The sequence below is a fragment of the Silanimonas sp. genome (genome assembly GCF_044377035.1).
In the GTDB taxonomy this organism is placed as follows: domain Bacteria; phylum Pseudomonadota; class Gammaproteobacteria; order Xanthomonadales; family Xanthomonadaceae; genus Silanimonas.
Map to the genome: position 1 here is coordinate 60102 of NZ_JBILJW010000015.1, position 20495 is coordinate 80596.

Consider the following 20495-nt stretch of genomic DNA (forward strand, 5'->3'; position numbering starts at 1 on the left):
TCGGCACCCTCCGCACCTTGATTCATCGCCATGATTCCTCGTCCTCAGCGCCCGGGCTCATCGCCCCAAAGCTGCTTGTGCAACTGCAGCTGGAAACGCACCGGCAGCCGGTCCGCAACGATCCAATCGGCCAATTCGCGCGGCGCCAGCTGCTCGAAGCTCGGCGAAAAGAGCACCTCGCAGCGCGACGCCAGCGCGTGCTCCGCCATCATCGTTTTCGCCCAGTCGTAGTCGGCGCGGCTGCACAGCACGAACTTCACCTGGTCCTTGGCCTGCAGCAGCGGCAGGTTCGGCAGCCGGTTGCGCTTCGCCTCACCGGAATCCGGGGTCTTCAGGTCGAGCACGATGGAAACGCGCGGGTCGACCTCCGAGATATCGAGGGCGCCGGACGTCTCGAGCGACACGTCGAAACCGGCGTCGCACAGGGCCTTCAGCAGCAGCAGGCAGCGCTTCTGCGCGAGCGGCTCGCCACCGGTGACACAGACATGGCGCACGCCGTGGGCACGGGCTTCGTCGACCAGGTCCGGGATGGATCGCCACTCACCGCCGTGGAAGGCGTAGGCGCTATCGCAATAGGTGCAGCGCAGCGGGCAACCGGTCAGGCGGATGAACACCGTCGGCCAACCGACCGAACGGGATTCGCCCTGCAGGGAGAGAAAGACCTCGGTGATCTTCAGGCGTTCGGCCTGGACGATCTCGGAGGGCCGCTCGCGATCGCCTGGCTGCTCGCGCAGGCGCGGAGCGGTCATCGGGGCCTCAGCCGGCGTCCAGCGCGAGGGAGCGCAGACGGCTTTGGGCGAGACGCGCGGCGTCGCTGCCCGGGTAGCGCGCGATCACGTCGCGCAGCGTCGCTTCGCCCTGCGGCGCGCGGCCGAGCTCGAACTGGCAATAGCCGAGCTTGAGCAGCGCGTCGGGCGCCTTGGCCGAATCCGGGAAGGCCTGCAGCAGGCTCTCGAAGGCCGTCAAGGCGACATCGTAGTTCTGGGTGACGTAATAGCTCTCGCCGAGCCAGTACCAGGCGTTCGGCGCCAGCGTGCCGGCCGGGTAGGCCTCCAGGTAGGCCTGGAAGCGGCGCGACGCTTCGGCGTACTCGCCGTCGCGCAGGGCCTGAAAGGCACTGTCGTACATGGGCCGCTCGCCGGCCGGATCGGCCGGGGCCGGGGCACCGGTCGCGACATCGGCGACCACGCCACGCGGCGCAGCGGGGGCGGCGATGCCGGGGGCGGCGTCCACCGGGGCGGCAGGGGTCTCTGCGGGCGTGGGAGCACCGCCGTCAGCGCCTGCCGGCGTGGCAGCCGTTCCGGCCGCCGGGGCCGAGCCGCCTTCGAGGCGACCCAGCCGGGAATCGAGGTCGATGTACTGCTCGCGAGCCGCCTGCTTGAGCTGGGCGTTCTCGTTCTGCAGTTGTTCGACGAGGCCACGCAGCGAGGCGACTTCCTGCTGCAGGGCGTTGAGACGGTTCAGCGTCTCGATGTTGGCTTGCGCGTTGTTCTGCGACGCCGCTTGGGCCTCGAGGCGCTCGACGCGCTCGGCAAGGCTGGCGCGCTGCGCCGAAACCGAAGTGGCGGCCCCGAGGGCCGCCCCCACGACTGCGAGCTTCAAGGCACGCAAGACCGGCTCCGCTTAGCGGGCGGTGTAGACGATCTCGACGCGGCGGTTCTTCGCCCACGCCTCTTCCGTCGACGCGGTGTCGACCGGACGCTCTTCGCCGTACGAGACGACGGTCAGCTGGCCCGCCGAACCACCGGCCGCCTGCAGGGCGCCCGAGACGGCGTTGCCACGGCGCTCGCCGAGGCCGAGGTTGTACTCGCGCGAACCGCGCTCGTCAGCGTTGCCTTCCAGCGTGATGCGCGACTCCGGACGGTCCTGCAGGTACTTGGCGTGGCACGCCATGATGGCCTGGAACTCCGGCTTGACGGCGTCCTGGTCGAAATCGAAGTACACGGTGCGCTGCTTCAGGCAGGCGTCGGTGTCCAGATCTTCCGGGCCGTACTTGCCGTCGTCGACGGCGGCCTGAGTGGCCGGCTGGGTCGGCTGGGTGGTCGGCTCGACCGGCACGGTCTTCTTGGTGCAGGCGGCGAGGCCGACGGCGATGGCAGCGACCAGCAGGACGCGGGTGGTGTTGTTCATGGGTGGAACCTCGTTGGCAGTGAGTAGCAAAAAAGTGGAGCGTGAGCGGGGGTGCGGCAGGCCCGTCCTGTTTATCGTTGCCGGTACGGCGACCAGGCGGGCTCCCGGACGTCACCGTCGGTCAAAACCAAACGCTGCCGGACACGCGCATCGGCCGACACCGCATACAGCACGCCCCGGCCGCCCTCTTTCGTGGCGTACAGAAGCATGCTGGCGTTGGGCGCGAAGCTGGGAGACTCGTCCAGGTTGCCCGGCGACAAGGTCTGCCAACGGGGCTGGGCGAGGCTGCGGTCCAGTACCGCAATACGATAAACGTTCCTGTTTCCCTGCGCCATAGCGAATTTTTTACCATCGAAGGCCACGGACGCCTTGGCGTTGTAGTCCCCTTCGAAGGTCAGGCGGGTCGGCTCCCCCCCGGTGACGGGCACCTGGTAGAGCTGGGGCCGGCCGGCGCGGTCGGACGTGAAGACCAGGCTCTGGCCGTCCGGGGTCCAGACCGCCTCGGTGTCGATGGAGAAATGGCGGGTGATCTGGGTCAGGGCCTTCGAGCCCAGGTCCATCACGTAGATCTCGGGGTTGCCGGTCCGCGACAGCGTCAGGGCCAGCTTGGTGCCGTCCGGGCTGAAGCTGGGGGCGCCGTTGATGCCCCGGAAGCTCGCCACCACTTCGCGGGCGCCGGTGGTCAGCTCCTGGATGTAGATGGTCGAGTTGCCGCGCTCGAAGCTGACGTAGGCGAGGCGGCGGCCGTCCGGCGCCCAGGCCGGCGACATCAGCGGCTCGCGCGAGCGGACGACCGTCTGCGGGTTGAAACCGTCGGCATCGGCGACCATCAGGGCGTACTGCTGGTTCGGGTGGCGGCCCGAGGCGGTCACGTAGGCGATGCGGGTCCAGAAGGCGCCGCGGACGCCGAGGATCTTCTCGTAGACCTGGTCGGCGATCTGGTGGGCGATGTCGCGCATGCCGCGCACCCGGCCGGTCATGGCCAGGCCCAGCAGACGCTCCTGCTTGGCCACGTCGTACAGCTCGTACTCGACGCGGTAACCGCCGTCCGGGGCGTCCAGCACGCGACCGACGACGATGAAGTCCTGCTTAAGCACGCGCCAGGTCGGGAACTGGATCTCGCTGCCGCGGATCGGCTTCTCGATGATGTTGGCGTCCGGCAGGGTGCGGAACTGGCCCGAGCGGTTCAGGTCAGCGGCGATGACCGCGGCGACGTCGGTGTCCGGGGCGACGTTCGTGCCCAGGTAGGGCATCGGCACGACGGTGATCGGCAGGGCCGCGGCGTTGCCGCCAACGATGTCGATTTCCAGCGTCTGCGCGCGCGACGCGAAGGGCAGCGTCAGCAGGGCGAAGGCGAGCAGGACGAGGGAAGCAAGGGTTCGCGTCATGGCTGGGGTTCCAAAAGCCGTCAGGCGGCGCGCGCGGAGTGTACGGGGTCGGAGAAAGAGATAGCCGCTGTTGGCTGAACGCCGGTGCAGCCTCAGTCCGCCGGCTGGAAGTTGAGGCCGAGGCGACGCTCGAACACGTCCTCGAAACCGGCGTAGGGCAGCGGCGAGGCCGCGAACACGGCGCGCTCCAGCGAATCGCGGCCGAGGGCGTCGTAAGGGCAGGTCGGATCGACGTCGGCGCTGATCACCTCGCCGCCCGGGATCTGGACGATGACGATGCGGCAGCGCTGCCCGGCGGGGATGGTCTCGGGGCGACGCCAGTTACGCTCGACGGCGTTCTGGATGGCCAGCACGTAGGCCGCCCGGAGGCTGGTATCCACGCCGTTGTTGCCGGCCATCGGCGTCGGCGTGGCCTCGCTCGGGGAGGCGGCGGGCTGCGGCGACGGCGGCTGGCGGGCGGCGAGGTCCTGCCGCTGCTGGTCGCGCTGCTCTTCCATGCGGGTCTGGTTGGCGGCTTGCTCGCGCTGGGTGCGCAGGGCGGCCAAGCGCTTCAGGCGCTCGAGTTGCTGCGCGGACAGGCGCTGCCGCTCCTCGGGCGTGGTCTGCGGCGGGCGCTCTGTCAGGTCGACCTGCTCTTCGCGACGACGCTCTTCCTGCTCACGCGGGGCCGGCGGCTCGGGCGACACGGCGTCGCGGGACGCGCGATCCTGGTCGCGGGTGTCGGGCACGGCCTGCGGGGTCTGCGGCGTGGGCTGCGGTTCGACCACCGCATCCTGTGGGGTGGGCTCGGGCTCCGGCTGAGGCGGCGGGGCGGCCTCTTCTTCGACCGGCTCCGGGGCGGCCGGCGGCGGCGTGGCGGCGCTCGGGCGCTCGCGGTCGCGCACGGGCGCGGCCTGCACCAGTTCGACTTCGATCGGCGGGCCGGCGACGGACAGCACCTCGGGTGCCGGGGTCCACAGCCAGGCGACGAACATCAGGACGACGACGAGCAGGTGCAGGCCGACCGCCAGGCCGACCGCAATGCCCGTGTCTTCGGGACGCTCGCGCATCAGCGCTCCGTGGCCCGCGGCTCGCTCATCAGGGCGGCCTTGGAGACACCAGCGCCCTGCAGCAGCTCCATGGCCTCCATCACCGTCTGGTACTGGAGTTCACGATGCGCCGCGACGAACACCGGCGTCTGCGGGTTCTGCGCCACGAAGGCGCGGATGCGGTTGCCCAGTTCCTCGCGCGACATCGGCGTGTCGGCGCCGTCGCCGAGCTTCAGCGAATAACTCCCGTCGAGGGCGATGGAGACGACGACGGGATCCTGCGTCTGCTCAACGGTCCGCTGATTCGTCTGCGGCAGACTGACCTCGACGCCGAGGTTCATCACCGAGGCGGTGATCATGAAGATGACGAGCAGCACGAGCATCACGTCGATGTACGGGACGACGTTGATCTCGGCCTTGAGCTTGCGCTTCTTGTGGCGGTTGCTGAACGCGGCCATGGGCCCTCCAACGGATGAGGCGGGGGCTTGGGGTCAGGGCTCGTCGCTGCCGCCCTGGCGGGCGAGGATCGAGCTGAAGTCTTCGGCGAAGGCCTCGTAGCGCACGGTCAGGCGCTCGACGCGCGAGGCGTAGCGGTTGTAGGCCCACACGGCCGGGATGGCGGCGAACAGGCCGATCGCGGTGGCGATCAGGGCCTCGGAGATGTGCGGCGCGACCTGCGCCATCGTCGCCTGCTTGACGTTACCCAGCTCGTGGAAGGCGATCATGATTCCCCACACCGTGCCGACGAGGCCGACGTAGGGCGAGGTGGAGCCGATGTTCGCCAGCAGCTCGAGGTTGCGCTCGAGCTCGCCAGTCTCGCGGGCCAGCGTGGCGCGCATGGCGCGCTGTGCGCCCTCAAGCTGGGCGCGCGCGTCCATGCCCTTCTTCTGGCGCAGGCGGGTGAATTCGCGGAAGCCCGCCTCGAAGATGGCTTCCAGCCCCTCGACCACGCGGTTGCGATCGGTGGCCGCGCGGTACAGCTGGTTGAGGTCGGCGCCCGACCAGAAGCGGTTCTCGAACTCGTTGGCTTCGGCGTCGGCGCGCTTGTAGACGCGCTGCTTGCGGAAAATGATCACCCAACTCAGCACCGAGGCGGCGACGAGCAGCAGCAGCACGAGCTGCACTGGCACGCTCGCCTTGAGGATCAGCGTGAAGTAGTTGATGCCCCCCGACACGGCGGCTTCCGTCGCGACCTCCGTGGCGGCCGCGGCGGCCTCCGGAGCAAGCGGCGTGGCAGCGGTGGCAGCGGCGAGGAAAGCGGTCGTCAGCATGGGGCACCAGGGTTCGGCATCAGGTCGGCCAGCAGGCCGGCGGGGATTCGGGTGGGGCGGAAATCGGCGGCACGCAGGCAGGCGACTTCGACCTCGGCGGTGAGCAACGGGCGCTCGCCCAGCAGCACCGACTGTCGGCAGCGCAGGCTCGCGCCTTTCGCCTCGACCGGGGTGACGGTCACGGTGAGCAGGTCATCGAGCCGCGCCGGGCCGAGGAAATCGAGCCGCATCGCGCGCACCACCAGCAGCAGCCCACCTTCCCCGCGCAGCGTGGTCTGGTCGTACCCGGCGGCGCGCAGCCATTCGGTGCGCGCCCGCTCAAGGAACCGGACGTAGCTGGCGTGGTAGACGACCCCACCGGCATCGGTATCTTCCCAATAGACCCTTAAGGTCAGGCTGAACGCGGGTCGATCAGCCGGCATCGGCGTCGAACAGGTCGGGCGTGGCAGCGCCTCGCGGCGGCTTCAGGCCAAGCCAGGTCCACGCCTTCGGGGCGAGCATGCGACCGCGGGCCGTGCGCACGAGGAAGCCCTGCTGGATCAAGAAGGGCTCCACCACGTCCTCGAGCGTGCCGCGTTCTTCCGACAGCGCGGCAGCCAGCGATTCGACGCCCACCGGACCGCCGGCGAAGCTCTCGGCGATCGTCTGCAGCAGGCGACGGTCGAGGTCATCGAAGCCTTCCGGGTCGACCTTCAGCATCTTCATCGCCGCGTCGGCGATCGGCTTGGTAATCACGCCCTCGCCCTTCACTTGGGCGAAATCGCGCACACGGCGCAGCAGACGGTTGGCGATGCGCGGCGTGCCCCGGGCGCGCCGGGCGATCTCCGCCGCGCCTTCCGGATCACAGGCGATGCCGAGGATCTGCGACGAGCGCCGCACGATGCGCGTGAGCTCTTCGGCGGTGTAGAACTCAAGGCGCTGCACGATGCCGAAGCGGTCGCGCAGCGGCGCGGTGAGCAGGCCCGCGCGGGTGGTCGCACCGATAAGAGTGAAGGGCGGCAGGTCGAGCTTGATCGAGCGGGCCGCGGGGCCTTCGCCGATCATGATGTCGATCTGGTAGTCCTCCATCGCGGGATACAGCACCTCTTCGACCATCGGTGAGAGGCGGTGGATCTCGTCGACGAACAGGACGTCGTGCGGCTGAAGGTTGGTGAGCAGGGCTGCGAGGTCACCGGCCTTCTCGATCACCGGGCCCGAGGTCTGGCGCAGGTTCACGCCCAGCTCGTTGGCGATGACGTGCGAGAGCGTGGTCTTGCCGAGGCCGGGCGGCCCGAAGATCAGCACGTGGTCGAGTGCTTCGCCGCGCTGCTTGGCCGCCTGGATGTAGATCTGCATCTGCTCGCGCACGGCCTCCTGGCCGAGATACTCGGCGAGCGACTTCGGGCGGATGCTGGCTTCGAGGGCTTCGTCCTCGGCGGTGGCGCCGGGCGAGACGGTGCGGGTGCTCATGGGCGTATATTCGCACGGCGCGTGAGACCGCCCGGGCTCGGCGCCCCCAACGCAGGGAGGCAGGCATGGTCCGTCGCAGCGTCCTGAGGTGGGGAATGGTCCTTGCGATCACCACTCTCGCAGCTTGGCCCGTGCCCGGCACCGACGCCGACGCCGCGGAAGCCTCGACGCCCGCCGTCGAGCTGCGCGTGGGTGTCCCCCACCTGCCGCCCTGGGCCTTCCACGATGCGGACTGCCACCTCACCGGCATCGCGGTGGAGAACCTGCGCCGATTGGCGGAGCGTGCGGGTCGACGCTTCGTCGCCGTTCCGCTCCCCCTCGATGCCGGCGCGGACGCGCGCACGGCGGGCGACGTCGCCCTCTTCCTCGGCGATGCAACGCTGAGCGCCGACCTCGAAGAAGCGCTCCCACTGCCCTTCGGCCACACGATCGACAGGATCGCCGTTTACCAAGGCCCTTGGGCGTCCGCCGCCACCGCCCCGACATCGAGCCTGAGGGTTGGGGTACGCACCCAGCGCCTCGCAGAAACGATGGGCTTCGCCGACTCCCGGGTCGTGGCGGGGGAGGTGAATGGGGCCTTGGCCGACGCCTTGGCCGCAGGCCGCCTCGACGTGCTGGTCGGTGGCCGCGAAGTGATCTACCTGGCGATGATGCGTCGCGGTTGGCGGGCCGCCACCCTCCGCTCACGCACGCGTCGCCTCGGCAGCTTCGAGCTGCACTACCACCTAACGCGGCAGGGCGACGCCGACCATGGCGATGCCCTGCGCCGGGCGCTGGAGGGCTTCGACTGGCCAAGACGCGACCAGCAACTGCGGCAGCGTTTCCTGAGCCCTGATGTAGCGCGGGCGCCGATGCGCGGCTCGGAGTGCGAAACGCTTGCGGTCGGGCCGTTGCCCCAGCGGCCGGACTGAAGCCGGCCTCCAATACCTCGATCCGCGGCGTACCGACGGCCTCCTCGCCTGAAAGGAATCAGGTCCGGAGCGAGGCCTTCAGCGCCTTGCGGATGACGGTCTCGGCCGTGTCGCCGGTCTCGAAGGCGTCCTTGGCCATCTTCGCGGCTTCCGCCGGCTTGTAGCCCAGCTGCTGCAGAGCGATGACGGCCTCGGACTGCGGGTCGGCCGGGATCGGCTGGCCCTTGGCCACCGGGCCACCGACGCCGCCCAACTCGGCGGCGCGATCGCGCAGCTCGACAACGATGCGTTCGGCGGTCTTCTTGCCGATGCCCGGGATGCGGGTGAGCGCCGTGACGTCGCTGGTCGAAACGAGGCGAGCGAAATCGTCGACGCTGACGCCGGAGAGGATGGCCAGTGCGATCTTCGCGCCGATGCCGGTCACCTTCTGCACGTCGCGGAACAGCCGGCGCTCGCGCTCGGTGAGGAAGCCGTACAGCGCGACGCTGTCCTCCTTCACCGCGTAGTGCGTGAACAGCGTGACCTCGCGGCCGATCTCGGGCAGGTCGTAGAAGGTCGACATCGGCGCGTCGAGCTCGTAGCCGACGCCGCCCACTTCGACCATCAGCGCGGGCGGGGCTTTCTGGATGAGGGTGCCGCGGAGGCGTCCGATCATGGGAGGGGCAGTCGAGTGGATGGTGCATCTTCGCCGAATCGCGCAGTGCCGGGCATCCCGGGAGGCGCTTGACCGGAGGACGGAGGCGGCGTATCACGACGACGAGGATCCTGAGGATTCCATGTCGAAACCCCGCTTCCATTGTCGGCACCTTTGCCGCACCTACTACCTCAGCGAGTGGTGGGACGAGTAGAGCCGGTGGCCTGAGGGCGCGCCCGCGGCGCGCCATTCCCGGAGTTGTCCGTTCCGATCCGTTGCTTGCGTCGCGCCGAGCGCGATGCCTTTGGAGACCACGATGCCTTTGTCCACCCTTCTGCGCGCGCCGACCGCGCGGCCTTACTGCTATGTCGTTTCCCTGCTGGCCGCCCTGCTCTGCGCCCAGGCTGCCAACGCCCAGATCCGCGCCGAAAGCGAAAGCAATGACCGCGAGAGCACGGCCGATGGGCCGATAGGCTCGGGCGTGGTCGTCACCGGCACGTTTTCCAGCTCGCGCGACATCGACTGGTTCTACGTCGACATGCCGTCGTCGGGCACCATCTCGATCTCCCTCGACCATGCCAGCGGACGGGACTTCGACTGGGCGCTCTACCAAGCCACCGGCGGCGCGGTGACCAGCGGCCGTAGCTCCCGGATTCCCGAAACGGGCACTTTCCCGGCCGCGACCACGGGACGCTACTACCTCAAGCTGACGTCCCACAGCGGTAGCGGCCCATACACCTTGCGCGTCGATCTGCCCTCGAGCGGAGGCGGCGGCACGGGCGTCGGCACCCGACCCACCAAACCCGGCAACCTGCAGAACTGGCTGGTTGGCAACGCGGCCGACTCGGGCCGCTCGCCGGTGAACGGTCCCGGACTGATCCTGATGGGCGGCGGCCTCGACGTCGACGCCAGCTTCAGCCAGCGCGCCTTCCCGATCGCCAACGGCGGCGACGTGGTGGTGATCCGGACCAGCGGCACGAATGGCTACAACGATTACCTGTTCAACCTCGTCAGCGGTGCGCTGAAGCCAGATTCGGTCGAGACGCTCCTGCTCGACACGCGCGAGAAGGCCAATTCCGACTACGCCGAATGGACACTTCGAAACGCCGAACTGATCTTCATCGCCGGGGGCGACCAATCGAGCTACCTCAATGCTTGGAAGGACACGCGCAGCGAGGATGCGATCCGTGCGGCCTACCTTCGTGGTGCGGTGATCGGAGGCACCTCGGCAGGCCTTGCGGTGCAGGGCGAGCACATCTACGACCCCGACGGCGTGACGGCCGTGACCAGTGCGGAAGCCGTCGCCAACCCGTATCGCAGCGGGATGCTGTTCTCGACGCTTTTCCTCGACCTGCCGCTGATGGGCGACATCATCACCGACACGCACTTCTCGCAGCGCGACCGGATGGGTCGCCTGCTGGCCTTCATGGCGCGCCTGCGTCAGGACGGCAACGCACCGCGGATCGTCGGCGTGGGGGTGAGCGAGAACACGGCGATCTTCCTCGACCGTGACGGGCGCGGCATCGTCGATGGAAGCGGCAGCGCCTACGTGATCGAAGAGACGGCGGATACACAGCGCACGCAGGTGGCGAACGGACAGCCGCTGGTCTATCGCAACCTGCGACGCACGCGCCTCGTGGCCGGCCAGACCATCGACTTCGTAAGTGGCCAAACCACGGGAAGCGCGATCATCCTGAGCGTCGACGGGCGGAACGCCGCCACCCCATTGACGCCGCAGAACGCGTACTGAGGCGTTCGGCTAACGTCGCCGCAGCGCCGCCACGCCGACCCCGGCGCGCGCTGCGGTGGCGGACATGTGGGCGTGGGTGAGCGCGACGGCGAGCGCATCCGCCGCGTCGGCGAACAGGCGCTCGCCCTGCAGGTTCAGCAGGATCTTGACCATGTGCTGCACCTGGTCCTTGTCGGCCGCGCCCTTCCCCACCAGCGACTGCTTGATGACGCGCGGCGCGTACTCGGCCAGCGGCAGGCCGCGGCGCACGACGGTGGCGATGGCCGCACCGCGGGCATGGCCCAGCTTCAGCGCCGAGGTGGCGCTCTTGTCCATGAACACGGTTTCGATGGCCACCTGCTGCGGCTGCCACTGGTCGATGATCGCGTCGATGCCTTCGGCGAGGCGGCCGAGCCGCTCGGGGAAGTTGTCGGTGTCGATCAGCAGGTTCAGCACTTCGCAGTGCACGAAGGTGTAGTGGCCGTAGGCGTCGACGTCGATGACCCCGAGGCCCGTGCGCCGGGACCCGGGATCGATGCCGAGCAGGCGGGTCGTCACTGGTAAGCGCTGTCCGGCAGGTCGGCGTTGTGGTGCACGTTCTGCACGTCGTCGAGGTCCTCGAGCTTGTCGAGCAGCTTGACCACCTGCAGCGCGGTTTCGCCGTCGACGGCCACGTCGTTGTCGGCGCGCATCGTCACGTTGGCTTCGGCCGGCGCGAGGCCCGCCGCTTCCATCGCCTTCTTCACCGACTCGAAGGCCTCGGGCGAAGTGATCACTTCAACCGCGCCGTCGTCGTAGCTCTTGATGTCGTCGGCGCCGGCCTCGATGGCGGCTTCGGTGATCTTCTCTTCGTCCGCGCCGGCCACGTAGGCCAGGACGCCAACCTTCTTGAACATGAAGGCGACCGAGCCTTCCGTGCCGAGGTTGCCGCCGTACTTCGAGAAGGCGTGGCGCACGTCCGCGACGGTGCGCACGCGGTTGTCGGTGAGGCACTCGACGATCACCGCGATGCCGCCCGGCGCGTAACCCTCGTAGCGCACTTCTTCGTAGCTCACGCCTTCCAGCTCGCCGGTGGCCTTCTTGATCGCGCGCTCGATGTTGTCCTTCGGCATCGACTGCGCGAGCGCGCGATCGACGGCAAGGCGCAGGCGCGGGTTGCCGGCGGGATCGCCGCCGCCCATCCGCGCCGCGACGGAGATCTCGCGGACCAGCTTGGTGAAGACCGCGCCGCGCTTGGCGGCCTGCGCGTTCTTGCGGCCTTCGATGGCCATCAATCGACCCATGGGGTGCCTCGGTGGTGTGTGCGATGGCGGGATTATCGCTGAGGCTCGGGCGATCCGCGCGGGGACACCAGCCGTCGCGCCTGCCTCGCGTGAGCGCTGGGCCGCTCTCCGCGGACTCGGGGCTGTCCTGCCCCGAGCCGCGCGCTCGCCATCCTTGGCTCGCTTGTCGCTGGCCCAACGCCACGCGGGCGCGGCGCTCGATCACCCTCGCCGAATGTCGCAACGGCGACGCGGCGATGGCCCAGTCTTCGCGCGGACTTCGGGCGCGCGGGAACGTCGCAGCGCCAGCGCCGGGCCTGCGGATGAGGCGAATAAGGAGCCCCGGCGCGCGCTTTAGGCGCAGCCCCGTCAGGGGTGGCGCAGGATGCGCCATCGACCCGAGCCACAGGGATGTGGCCTTCGGGTCGACCGCCGGAAATCTAGCGAATCAGGTGACGGGGCGGGCCAGCCGAATCCGCGGGCCTCGCGCTGGCGCACGCCGACGCCCTACCCCGCGAACCGCCCCGTCCGCAGGAAGTTCGCCACCGCCTCCGCCGCGACCCGCGACACCAGCAGGCCCATGTGGCTGGCACGGACTTCGAAATGGTCAACCAGCCCCGGCAGCCGGGTCTCGTCGACGGACACCGTGCCGTCGTGCGGGCCGTCGAAGCTGCCGAACACGCGGCCCAAGCCCGCTTCCAGAGTCCCGGCGATCGCGCCGACTTCACAATGCTGGGGTGCGTTTTCGAGGCCCTTCAGCAGCACGCGGGCACTGCGACCCATGCCGAAGCCGAGACCGCGGCCATGCACGGCGCGCGCTGCACCGCTGCCGGTGAGCGGGCTGCCGAGGCAGACGATGCGCCGCACCGGCAGTTCGGGGTCTTGGGCGGCGAGCAGCGACACGAGGCCGCCGAGGCTGTGCCCCACCAGATGGGCCGGGGCTTTGCGCTTCCGGGCGTCGAGTCGCAGCTTGGCGGCCAGCTGCTGGGCCGCCGCTTCCGCGCCGCCGAACACGCTGGGGTAGCCGAAGCTCTCGACTTCGAAGCCACTGGCGCGAAGCCGCGCCGCGAGCGGCCAAAGCACCGGGCGGTTGTTCCAGATGCCGTGCAGCAGGACGACGCGGTCGGCCATCGCCCTGCCCTGCGTCGCCTCAGGCCTTCAGGGCAGCCGGACGCACCTGCACGTGCAACTCGGCCAACTGCTTGTCTTCGATGGCCGACGGGGCGTTGGTCAGCAGGCACTGCGCGCTGGCGGTCTTCGGGAAGGCGATGACGTCGCGGATCGAATCGCTGCCGGCCATCAGGGCCGAGATGCGGTCGATGCCGAAGGCGATGCCGCCGTGCGGCGGCGCGCCGTAGCGCAACGCTTCGAGCAGGAAGCCGAACTTCGCTTCCGCCTCTTCCGCGCCAATGCCGAGCAGTTCGAACACCTTGGCCTGCATCGCGCTGTTGTGGATGCGAACCGAGCCGCCGCCGATCTCGTTGCCGTTGAGCACCATGTCGTAGCCGCGCGAGACCGCGATGCGGGCGTTCGCGGCGAGGTCGGCGATGTCGTCGATCTTCGGCGCGGTGAACGGGTGGTGCAGGGCCACGTAGCGCTGCGCTTCGTCGTCCCACTCGAACATCGGGAAGTCGGTGACCCACAGCGGGGCCCACACGTTCGCGACCTGGCCGAGGTCCTTGGCGGCCTTCAGGCGCAGGGCGCCCATGAAGTCGCACACGGTCTTGTAGGTGCCGGCGCCGAAGAACAGCAGGTCACCATCGGCTGCCTGCGCGGCGTCGAGCACGGCGGCGAGCGTGGAGTCGTCTAGGAACTTGGCGATCGGCGAATTGATGCCCTCGCGGCCCTTGGCGCGCGATTCCACCTTCATCCACGCCAAACCCTTGGCGCCGTACTTGGCGCAGTAGGCGCCGTAGTCGTCGATCTGCTTGCGCGAGAGCGACGCACCGGCCGGCACGCGCAGCGCGACGACGCGACCTTCGGCGTGGTTCGCCCAGTCGGTGAACACCTTGAACTCGCAGCCCTTCACGAGCTCAGCGATGTCTTTGAATTCCCACGCAATGCGCAGGTCCGGCTTGTCCGAGCCGTACAGGCGCATGGCCTCGGCATAGGTCATGCGCGGGAAGGGGTTGGCGAGTTCGATGCCGCCGACTTCCTGCAGCACCTGGCGGATCATCCCTTCCACGAAGTCCTGGATGTCCTGCTCGGTGATGAAGGCGAACTCCATGTCGAGCTGGGTGAATTCCGGCTGGCGGTCGGCGCGCAGGTCCTCGTCGCGGAAGCAGCGCGCGATCTGGTAGTAGCGATCGAAGCCCGCCATCATCAACAGCTGCTTGAACAGCTGCGGCGACTGCGGCAGCGCGAAGAACTCACCCGGATGCACGCGGCTCGGCACCAGGTAGTCGCGCGCACCTTCCGGCGTGGCCTTGGTGAGGATCGGCGTCTCGATGTCCTGGAAGCCCTTCGTATCGAGGTAGCGGCGCAGGGCCTGCACGAGGGCGACGCGGGTGCGCATCGTGCGCTGCATTGCCGGACGACGCAGGTCGAGGTAGCGGTACTTCAGGCGCACGTCTTCGCCGGGCGTCTCGTGCAGGTAGAAGGGCAGCGTCTCGGCCTTGTTGAGGATCTCGATGCGCTCGGCCACCACTTCGATGCGGCCGGTCTTCAGCTTGTCGTTGACGCTGTGGCGGGCGCGCACGACGCCGGTCACCTTCAGGCAGTCCTCGTAGCCCACCTGCGCGGCCGCGGCGTAGGCCGCGTTGTCCGGCTCGGCGACCACCTGGACGATGCCCTCGTGGTCGCGCAGGTCGATGAAGCAGACGCCGCCGAGATTGCGGGCGACATCGGCCCAGCCGCAAAGGGTGACGGTCTGGCCGATCAGCGCTTCGCCGAGCTGGCCGCAGTAGTGGCTACGCATGGGAACTCCACAGGAATCAGGGGCCACCGCGGTGCCGCGGCGGCAAGCCGGCCATTGTACCGGCGCTCAGCGCGCGGCGGCCGTGGCCGGGGTTTCCGCGCCCCACGGGGCCGGCGGGGCGGGCACGGGCTTCGTGAGGTCGAACTCAACGCGGAAGCGGCGGGCCGGGTTGTTGCCGGCGGCCGGGCGCGCGAGCCCGTAGGCGAACAGGCGGCCCTTGCGGTGCTCGATCGTCCAGGTGTTGGTGGTCGAGACCGCACGACCCTCGCGGATGAACAGGGCGATCGACTCGGCATCGACCGGGAAGTCCTGGCGGCTGGCGCTGCCCGGGGTCGCGGTGTCACCGCCGTACATCGTCAGCACGTCGGACGAGCCGTCGTCGTGCCGGTGATCGTGCTTCAGGCGCAGGCCCGAGGCGGTGCGGGTGACGACCCAGGTGCGCGAGCGGTCGGCGCCGACGTGGAACGGGATGCGGATCTCGTCGTCCTTGCATTCGCGCACGTGCATCACCAGGCGCTGGGCGCCCATGGCGGCGTCGGCCGGGTCGTTGGTGGTCATGCGGCCTTCGAAAGCCTGGCCGCACAGGGCCAGCAGGCCGGTGAAGAAGGCGGTAGCGCTCATTGGGACGAGGCCTTGGTGGGCGCCGGCGCGGGGCTCGGGCTCGGCGTCGTCGAAGCGCCACCGCCGGAACCGCTGTCGGCGAGGTTGCGCTTCTTGTCGCCGTCCTTCTTGAAGTCGGTCTCGTACCAGCCGCCGCCGGCCAGCCGGAACTGCGGCGCGGTCAGCTGGCGGCCGATCGTTCCTTCCGCGCCGCACGCGGGACAGGTGGTCGGATCGGCGTCGGAAAGCCTCTGCAGGCGTTCGAAATCATGGCCGCAGGCCGAGCAGGCGAAGGCGTAGATGGGCATGGAGGGCGGGTTCCGTGGCGGGTCGCTGCGGGCAGCGGTGGGGTTGGCGGGGCCGGAATTCAAGTTGGGGCGGGGCGGGTTCAGCCCGCCTCGATCCTCTCGGCGAGCTCCAGCCACTCCAGTTCGAGGGTCTCGCGCTCGGTCTGCAGGGCGCTGCGCCTCTGCCCCAGCGCGGCAAGCGCCTGCGCCGCCTGCGCGCCGCCCTTCGACGACGCGGCCGCGAGTTCGGCATCGAGTACCTCGGCTTCGGCGGCCAGCGAGGACAGCTTGGCCTCGACGGCGGCGTGGCGCTTCTTCGTGGCGCCATCGACAGGCTTGCCCGGCTTCGCCGGGGGCTTGGCGGCGGCGACCGGCTCGGCCTTGGCGGCGGGCTTGGCTTCGACCGTTCGGGCCTTGGCGTTGGCGTTGTTGCCGCGCTGCTTGAGCCAGGTGGCGTAGGCGTCGAGGTCCTCGTCGTAGGGCTCGACGATGCCGTCGGCCACGCGCACGTAGCGGTCGCAGACGAGGCCGATGAGATGCCGGTCGTGCGAGACCATCACGATGGCGCCGTCGAAGTCGGCCAGCGCCTCGGCCAGCGCTTCGCGCATCTCGAGGTCGAGGTGGTTGGTGGGCTCGTCGAGCAGCAGCACGTTCGGCTTGCGCCACGCGATCATCGCCAAGGCGAGGCGCGCGCGCTCGCCGCCGGAGAAGCCGTCGATCACCTCGAAGGCGCGGTCGCCGGGGAAGTTCCACTTGCCGAGGAAATCGCGGAAATCCTGCGTCGCCGTGTTCGGCGCGATCATCCGCAGGTGGTCGATCGGCGTCTGCCCCTCGTGCAGCGATTCCACCGTGTGCTGGGCGAAGTAGCCGATGACGAGGTCCGGGTGGCCGGTGCGCTCGCCCGAAAGCAGCGGAAGCTCACCGACCAGCGTCTTCACCAGCGTGGATTTACCCGCGCCGTTCGGACCCAGAAGGCCGAGGCGGTCGCCGGCCTCGATCGACAGCCCGACGTTGCCGAGGATCTTGGTGACGCCGCCCTCGCCCTTCTCGTTGGCGGTGTAGCCGCAGTCGGCGTCGCGAACCTGGATGAGCGTGGTGGGCTGCTTCAGCGGCACCGGGAAATCGATGCGCACCTCGCGCTCGGCGCGCACCGCTTCGGTGCCCGCCAGCTTCTCGAGGCGCTTCATGCGGCTCTGCGCCTGCTTGGCCTTGCTGGCCTTGGCCTTGAAGCGGTCGATGAAGGCCTGCAAGTGAGCGCGCTCGACCTGTTCCTTCTCGTGCGCGATCTGCTGCAGGCGCAGGTGCTCGGCGCGCTGGCGCTCGAAGGCCGTGTAGCCGCCGACGTAGGTCTTGGCCTTGCCTTCGTGGAGGTGCAGCGTGTGGGTGCACAGGCCGTCGAGGAATTCGCGGTCGTGCGAGATCACCAGCAGGGTGCCGGGGTAGCTGCGCAACCATTCCTCGAGCCAAAGCACGGCGTCGAGGTCGAGGTGGTTGGTGGGCTCGTCGAGCAGCAGCAGGTCGGAAGGCGTCATCAGCGCCCGCGCCACGTTCAGGCGAACGCGCCAGCCGCCCGAGAACTCCGCCACCGGCGTCTCGTGCGTGTGCGAGGGGAAGCCGAGGCCGTGCAGCAGCTTGGCGGCGCGCGAGGGTGCGTCGTAGCCATTCAGCTCGGCGAGGAGCGTGTGGGCGTCGGCGACCTTCTCGTAGTCCTCGGCGGCCATCGCCTCAGCCTCCATCCGGATGGCCGCATGCACGGCGGCGTCGCCGGAGAGCACGAAGTCCAGCGCCGCGTCCGGCAGGGCCGGGGTTTCCTGCGCCACCGAGGCCATGCGCAGCTTGTTCGGCCGGTCGATGTCGCCCTTGTCGGGCTCGATCTCGCCGCGCACGGCCGCGAACAGGCTGGACTTGCCGCAGCCGTTTCGACCGATCACGCCCACCCGCCAGCCGGCGTGCAGGGTCAGGTCGACATCGGAGAAAAGGAGGCGCGGCCCGCGACGCAGGGCCAGGTTCTTGAAGGCAAGCATGGCGCAGAGTCTACCGGAGCCCGCCTGAGCGGCGGCTCAGCGCCTGCCGTACTTGTCCTTCAGCCGGGCATGGAAGCCCTTGTGGGCCTGCTTGGTCTCGGCCCGGCGCGCGGCCAGCGTGGTCGCCGCAGCATCGCGCTCGTCGCGCAGCTTCACGTAGTGGGCCCAGCGCGCCTCGTCGAGTTCGTCGGCCTCGAGCGCCGCCTGCACGGCGCAGCCGGGTTCATTCAGGTGGGCGCAATCGCGGAAGCGGCACTGCGTGGCGAGGGCCTCGATGTCCTCGAACACCTTGTCGGCCAGATCCTCCTCGCCGACCAGCTTCAACTCGCGCATGCCGGGCGTGTCGATCAGGCAGCCGCCCTGCGGCAGCGGGATCAGCACGCGCGACGTCGTCGTGTGGCGGCCGCGCGAATCGGTCTCGCGCACTTCCGCCGTCTTCATCTTCTCGCGGCCGAGCAGCGTGTTCGTCAGCGTGGACTTGCCGGCGCCGGAGCTGCCCACCAGGACGCAGCTGAGGCCCGCGCCGAGGTAGGGCTGCAGGACGGCCGCGCTGGCCGCGTCCTTGCCGTTGACCACGTACAGCGGGAAGCCGGCGTCGACCAGCGGCTGCAGCAGATCGGCGGCGTCACCGGCGAGCTCGCCCGCGAGGTCGGCCTTCGACAGCACCAGTACCGGCTGGGCGCCACTGGCCTGCACCAGCAGCAGGTAGCGTTCGATGCGGCGCGGATTGAAATCGCCATCGAGGCCGGTGACGACCAGCACGTGGTCGATGTTCGCGGCGATCGGCTGCTGCTGGTAGTGCTCGCCGGCGGCGGCGCGACGCAGCAGCGCATGGCGGGGCAGCAGGTGGGTGATGGCCTCGCCCTTGGCGTCCAGCAGCACCCAGTCGCCGACCACGGCGCGGTCCTCGGCGCGGAAGCGCGGGCGCGTCCATGCGGCGGGCGGTTGCACGCGGCGGGCCTCGTCGAGCGTCGTCGCGACCACGTAGGCGTTGCGGTGCTGGCCGACCACGCGGGCCAATGCCGCGCGCGGCAGCTCGGCCAAGGCGAGCGCGGCGGGGGCATCGTCGCGCCAGCCCATCGGGCGCACGGCAGCGAAATCTTCGGGGGTCCACGTCATCGGGCGCAGTGTACGCCGGCCCGGCTCCGGACTCAGTCCGGCTGGCGGACGGCCTCGGGCACCTCACCGGCGCGCGGCGTCCACGTCTCGCCCTCGACGGTCGTGAAGCGGAACGGCACCGCGCGCAGGGGGCCAAGCGTCATCGCCGCGGCCTCGACGACGAGGCGCTCCTCCGGCGTGTCGCCACTGCGGCCCACGCGGGCCAGCACCTGCCCGCGCTCGACGCGATCGCCCGGCGCCACCTGCAGCGAGCCCTGCTGCAGGTGCAGGAGTTCGAGCCGCAGACCTTCGTCGGTATGCAAGGCCAGGCGATTGCGGATCGGAAACGTTGCCAGCCCGTTGGCCAGGCCCGGCGGGCAACCAAGATCGCGGAAGCGGTCCTCCGCTTCGACGACCACGCCGGCCAGCGGGCTCCGCACCTCGACGCCCATGGCTGCGCGCAGGGTGAGCGTCGGCGAGGCCACCGACACGATCTCCGCGGCGTCGGCCAGCGGAAAGCGCGCCTCGATGCCGCGAGCGGCGAGGGCATCGGCCTCGTCGCCGGACCACAGCTTCGGGCCGATCTGAAGCCGGATGCCCGCCCATGAGCGCACCGACCCATCCACCCATTCGGACTCGAAGCGCGTCGGCCCATCGAGACGCACGCCCGGCACCGGCAGGTCGCGGAAACGGACGGGGTCGGTCGGCCCCCGCACGCCGCCCCAGACCACCGGCACGCCCTCAGGCGGGGTGATCGTGATCGTCGAACGCACGCGGTCGCCATCGGTGTCGCTGCCCACGGTGACGATGCCCTGGAACCTCGGGAGCCGCTTCAGCTCGGCGCTGCAGCGCGCATCGACGAGGTCGCGGCGAGCCTCCTCGGCGAGGCGCTGCGAGCGCCATTGCACCGCCAGGGCGGCGGCGAGGACGGCAGCAAGCGTCAGCGAAAACGCGAGCAGGGCGTTCCGGGGCATCGGGGGCTTCCATGCGGGGGGGCGCCCGATTTTGCCACGCCCTTCAGCGGCATCCGTGCGAGCCTTGCGCCATGAACGCCTTCCGCATCGCTGTCCTCGCCCTCGCTGGCCTCGGCTTCCTCGGCTTCGGCCTGTGGTTCCTCGTCGACCCCATCGGCCCCTTGGCCGACATCGGCATCACCGCCACCGGTGCGCCGGCGGCGACCGAGTTCCGCGCCTTCTACGGCGGGCTGGAGGTGGGCTTGGGGCTGCTGATGCTGGTCGCTGCGGCGAAGCCCGATTGGCGCATGGCCGGGCTGTGGCTGGTGATCGCCACCAATGGCGGCATCGCCGCCGGGCGCTTGGTCGGCGTGGCCGTCGACGGGGTCTGGGTGCCCTTCTTCACCTACGCGCTGGTGTGGGAAGTGGGCTTCGCGGTGTTGGCGGCGATCGGCTTGAAAGCCGCCGGACCCCGTGAGTAACGACGTCAAGCGGAATCTGCGCGACCAGTGACTGAGAAAAGGGTTCCATCGACTCCCCCCGCTTTCAGTATCGGGGCTGTCTAGAGCCCAGGGTGACAGTTGGCCGCGCGCGGGGCGCCAGTTGAACGCATGACCGCAACCTCAAGCTAGTTCGTCGAGGACGGCTCGAACAGACCCGATTTGAATAGCTCAGGAGGGCCAGAGTAGGTGACCATCGCGTGAGGACCAATCGCTGCCTCACAGCCGTGCGAATCGAGGTAGATATCAATGACGTGCATCCCGGCCATGTAGCGCTGCTGCCAGAAGGTCGGCGAATGACGCCGCTCAACATC

The 20495-nt window shown here is 69.6% G+C and carries 23 protein-coding genes; 3 read left to right on the forward strand and 20 right to left on the reverse strand.

All coding sequences use genetic code 11. The features are described 5' to 3' along the window. Window positions 1-44: 44 nt before the first annotated feature. The 9 genes from queE to ruvB form a co-directional block, all read right to left on the reverse strand. Window positions 45-749, reverse strand: coding sequence for a 7-carboxy-7-deazaguanine synthase QueE (queE, locus tag ACIQ6S_RS09820; protein WP_397608202.1), 705 nt, complete (start codon window positions 747-749; stop codon window positions 45-47). Between the two features lie 7 nt (window positions 750-756). Further along, window positions 757-1611 (reverse strand): tol-pal system protein YbgF, encoded by an 855-nt coding sequence (ybgF, locus tag ACIQ6S_RS09825; protein WP_397608203.1) that lies wholly within the window; start codon window positions 1609-1611, stop codon window positions 757-759. Window positions 1612-1623: 12 nt separating this feature from the next. Beyond that, window positions 1624-2130 carry a peptidoglycan-associated lipoprotein Pal gene (gene pal / locus ACIQ6S_RS09830; RefSeq protein ID WP_397608204.1) on the reverse strand — a complete coding sequence of 169 codons (507 nt, stop codon included), beginning with the start codon at window positions 2128-2130 and terminating at the stop codon, window positions 1624-1626. 71 nt (window positions 2131-2201) lie between these two features. Next, window positions 2202-3518, reverse strand: coding sequence for a Tol-Pal system beta propeller repeat protein TolB (gene tolB / locus ACIQ6S_RS09835; protein ID WP_297865819.1), 1317 nt, complete (start codon window positions 3516-3518; stop codon window positions 2202-2204). 92 nt (window positions 3519-3610) lie between these two features. Further along, the gene (locus ACIQ6S_RS09840) at window positions 3611-4567 is read right to left on the reverse strand and encodes a protein TolA (protein ID WP_297876644.1); all 957 of its coding nucleotides are present in this window, start codon (window positions 4565-4567) and stop codon (window positions 3611-3613) included. Beyond that, window positions 4567-5004 (reverse strand): protein TolR, encoded by a 438-nt coding sequence (tolR, locus tag ACIQ6S_RS09845; protein WP_397608205.1) that lies wholly within the window; start codon window positions 5002-5004, stop codon window positions 4567-4569. Before tolR ends, ACIQ6S_RS09840 begins: the two co-directional genes overlap by 1 nt. Before the next feature lie 33 nt (window positions 5005-5037). Then, window positions 5038-5817 (reverse strand): protein TolQ, encoded by a 780-nt coding sequence (gene tolQ, locus ACIQ6S_RS09850; protein WP_397608206.1) that lies wholly within the window; start codon window positions 5815-5817, stop codon window positions 5038-5040. Further along, entirely contained in the window at window positions 5811-6239 is a 429-nt protein-coding gene (gene ybgC, locus ACIQ6S_RS09855) for a tol-pal system-associated acyl-CoA thioesterase (protein WP_397608207.1), read from the reverse strand. Before ybgC ends, tolQ begins: the two co-directional genes overlap by 7 nt. Next, complete coding sequence (gene ruvB, locus ACIQ6S_RS09860) at window positions 6229-7266, reverse strand: Holliday junction branch migration DNA helicase RuvB (protein ID WP_397608208.1); 1038 nt, start codon at window positions 7264-7266, stop codon at window positions 6229-6231. The genes ybgC and ruvB overlap by 11 nt, the downstream gene beginning before the upstream one ends. 95 nt (window positions 7267-7361) lie before the next feature. On the opposite strand from ruvB, the gene ACIQ6S_RS09865 reads away from it, so the two are divergent. Beyond that, window positions 7362-8177 (forward strand): hypothetical protein, encoded by an 816-nt coding sequence (locus tag ACIQ6S_RS09865; RefSeq protein ID WP_397608209.1) that lies wholly within the window; start codon window positions 7362-7364, stop codon window positions 8175-8177. A 58-nt stretch (window positions 8178-8235) separates the two neighbouring features. On the opposite strand, the gene ruvA is transcribed toward ACIQ6S_RS09865, so the two are convergent. Beyond that, entirely contained in the window at window positions 8236-8832 is a 597-nt protein-coding gene (gene ruvA, locus ACIQ6S_RS09870; protein WP_397608210.1) for a Holliday junction branch migration protein RuvA, read from the reverse strand. Window positions 8833-9127: 295 nt separating this feature from the next. Between ruvA and ACIQ6S_RS09875 the strand changes: the two genes are divergently transcribed. Continuing rightward, complete coding sequence (locus tag ACIQ6S_RS09875; RefSeq protein WP_397572436.1) at window positions 9128-10561, forward strand: Type 1 glutamine amidotransferase-like domain-containing protein; 1434 nt, start codon at window positions 9128-9130, stop codon at window positions 10559-10561. Window positions 10562-10570: 9 nt separating this feature from the next. On the opposite strand, the gene ruvC is transcribed toward ACIQ6S_RS09875, so the two are convergent. The 9 genes from ruvC to ACIQ6S_RS09920 all read right to left on the reverse strand — a co-directional run bounded on the left by ruvC (window position 10571) and on the right by ACIQ6S_RS09920 (window position 19702). Beyond that, window positions 10571-11098: a crossover junction endodeoxyribonuclease RuvC gene (gene ruvC / locus ACIQ6S_RS09880; RefSeq protein WP_297876638.1), complete on the reverse strand. Its 528-nt coding sequence runs from the start codon at window positions 11096-11098 to the stop codon at window positions 10571-10573. Then, window positions 11095-11823 (reverse strand): YebC/PmpR family DNA-binding transcriptional regulator, encoded by a 729-nt coding sequence (locus tag ACIQ6S_RS09885; RefSeq protein WP_397608211.1) that lies wholly within the window; start codon window positions 11821-11823, stop codon window positions 11095-11097. Before ACIQ6S_RS09885 ends, ruvC begins: the two co-directional genes overlap by 4 nt. A 486-nt stretch (window positions 11824-12309) precedes the next feature. After that, the gene (locus ACIQ6S_RS09890) at window positions 12310-12933 is read right to left on the reverse strand and encodes an alpha/beta fold hydrolase (RefSeq protein ID WP_397608212.1); all 624 of its coding nucleotides are present in this window, start codon (window positions 12931-12933) and stop codon (window positions 12310-12312) included. A gap of 19 nt (window positions 12934-12952) precedes the next feature. Further along, complete coding sequence (aspS, locus tag ACIQ6S_RS09895) at window positions 12953-14719, reverse strand: aspartate--tRNA ligase (protein ID WP_397608213.1); 1767 nt, start codon at window positions 14717-14719, stop codon at window positions 12953-12955. A gap of 66 nt (window positions 14720-14785) precedes the next feature. Further along, on the reverse strand, window positions 14786-15340 hold the full coding sequence (locus ACIQ6S_RS09900) for a hypothetical protein (RefSeq protein ID WP_397608214.1): 555 nt from the start codon (window positions 15338-15340) through the stop codon (window positions 14786-14788). Further along, the gene (locus tag ACIQ6S_RS09905) at window positions 15337-15627 is read right to left on the reverse strand and encodes an FmdB family zinc ribbon protein (RefSeq protein WP_397608215.1); all 291 of its coding nucleotides are present in this window, start codon (window positions 15625-15627) and stop codon (window positions 15337-15339) included. The genes ACIQ6S_RS09900 and ACIQ6S_RS09905 overlap by 4 nt, the downstream gene beginning before the upstream one ends. Before the next feature lie 80 nt (window positions 15628-15707). Beyond that, on the reverse strand, window positions 15708-17630 hold the full coding sequence (locus tag ACIQ6S_RS09910; protein WP_397608216.1) for an ABC-F family ATP-binding cassette domain-containing protein: 1923 nt from the start codon (window positions 17628-17630) through the stop codon (window positions 15708-15710). 36 nt (window positions 17631-17666) lie between these two features. Then, entirely contained in the window at window positions 17667-18749 is a 1083-nt protein-coding gene (gene rsgA / locus ACIQ6S_RS09915) for a ribosome small subunit-dependent GTPase A (RefSeq protein WP_397608217.1), read from the reverse strand. A gap of 32 nt (window positions 18750-18781) precedes the next feature. Beyond that, window positions 18782-19702, reverse strand: coding sequence for a M23 family metallopeptidase (locus ACIQ6S_RS09920; RefSeq protein ID WP_397608218.1), 921 nt, complete (start codon window positions 19700-19702; stop codon window positions 18782-18784). 71 nt (window positions 19703-19773) lie between these two features. Here ACIQ6S_RS09920 and ACIQ6S_RS09925 point away from each other — a divergent pair, with 71 nt between their 5' ends. After that, entirely contained in the window at window positions 19774-20163 is a 390-nt protein-coding gene (locus ACIQ6S_RS09925; protein ID WP_397608219.1) for a DUF4345 family protein, read from the forward strand. A gap of 146 nt (window positions 20164-20309) precedes the next feature. Here ACIQ6S_RS09925 and ACIQ6S_RS09930 read toward each other — a convergent pair. Further along, the coding region (locus tag ACIQ6S_RS09930) for a hypothetical protein (protein ID WP_397608220.1) at window positions 20310-20495 on the reverse strand (186 nt) is incomplete at its 5' end.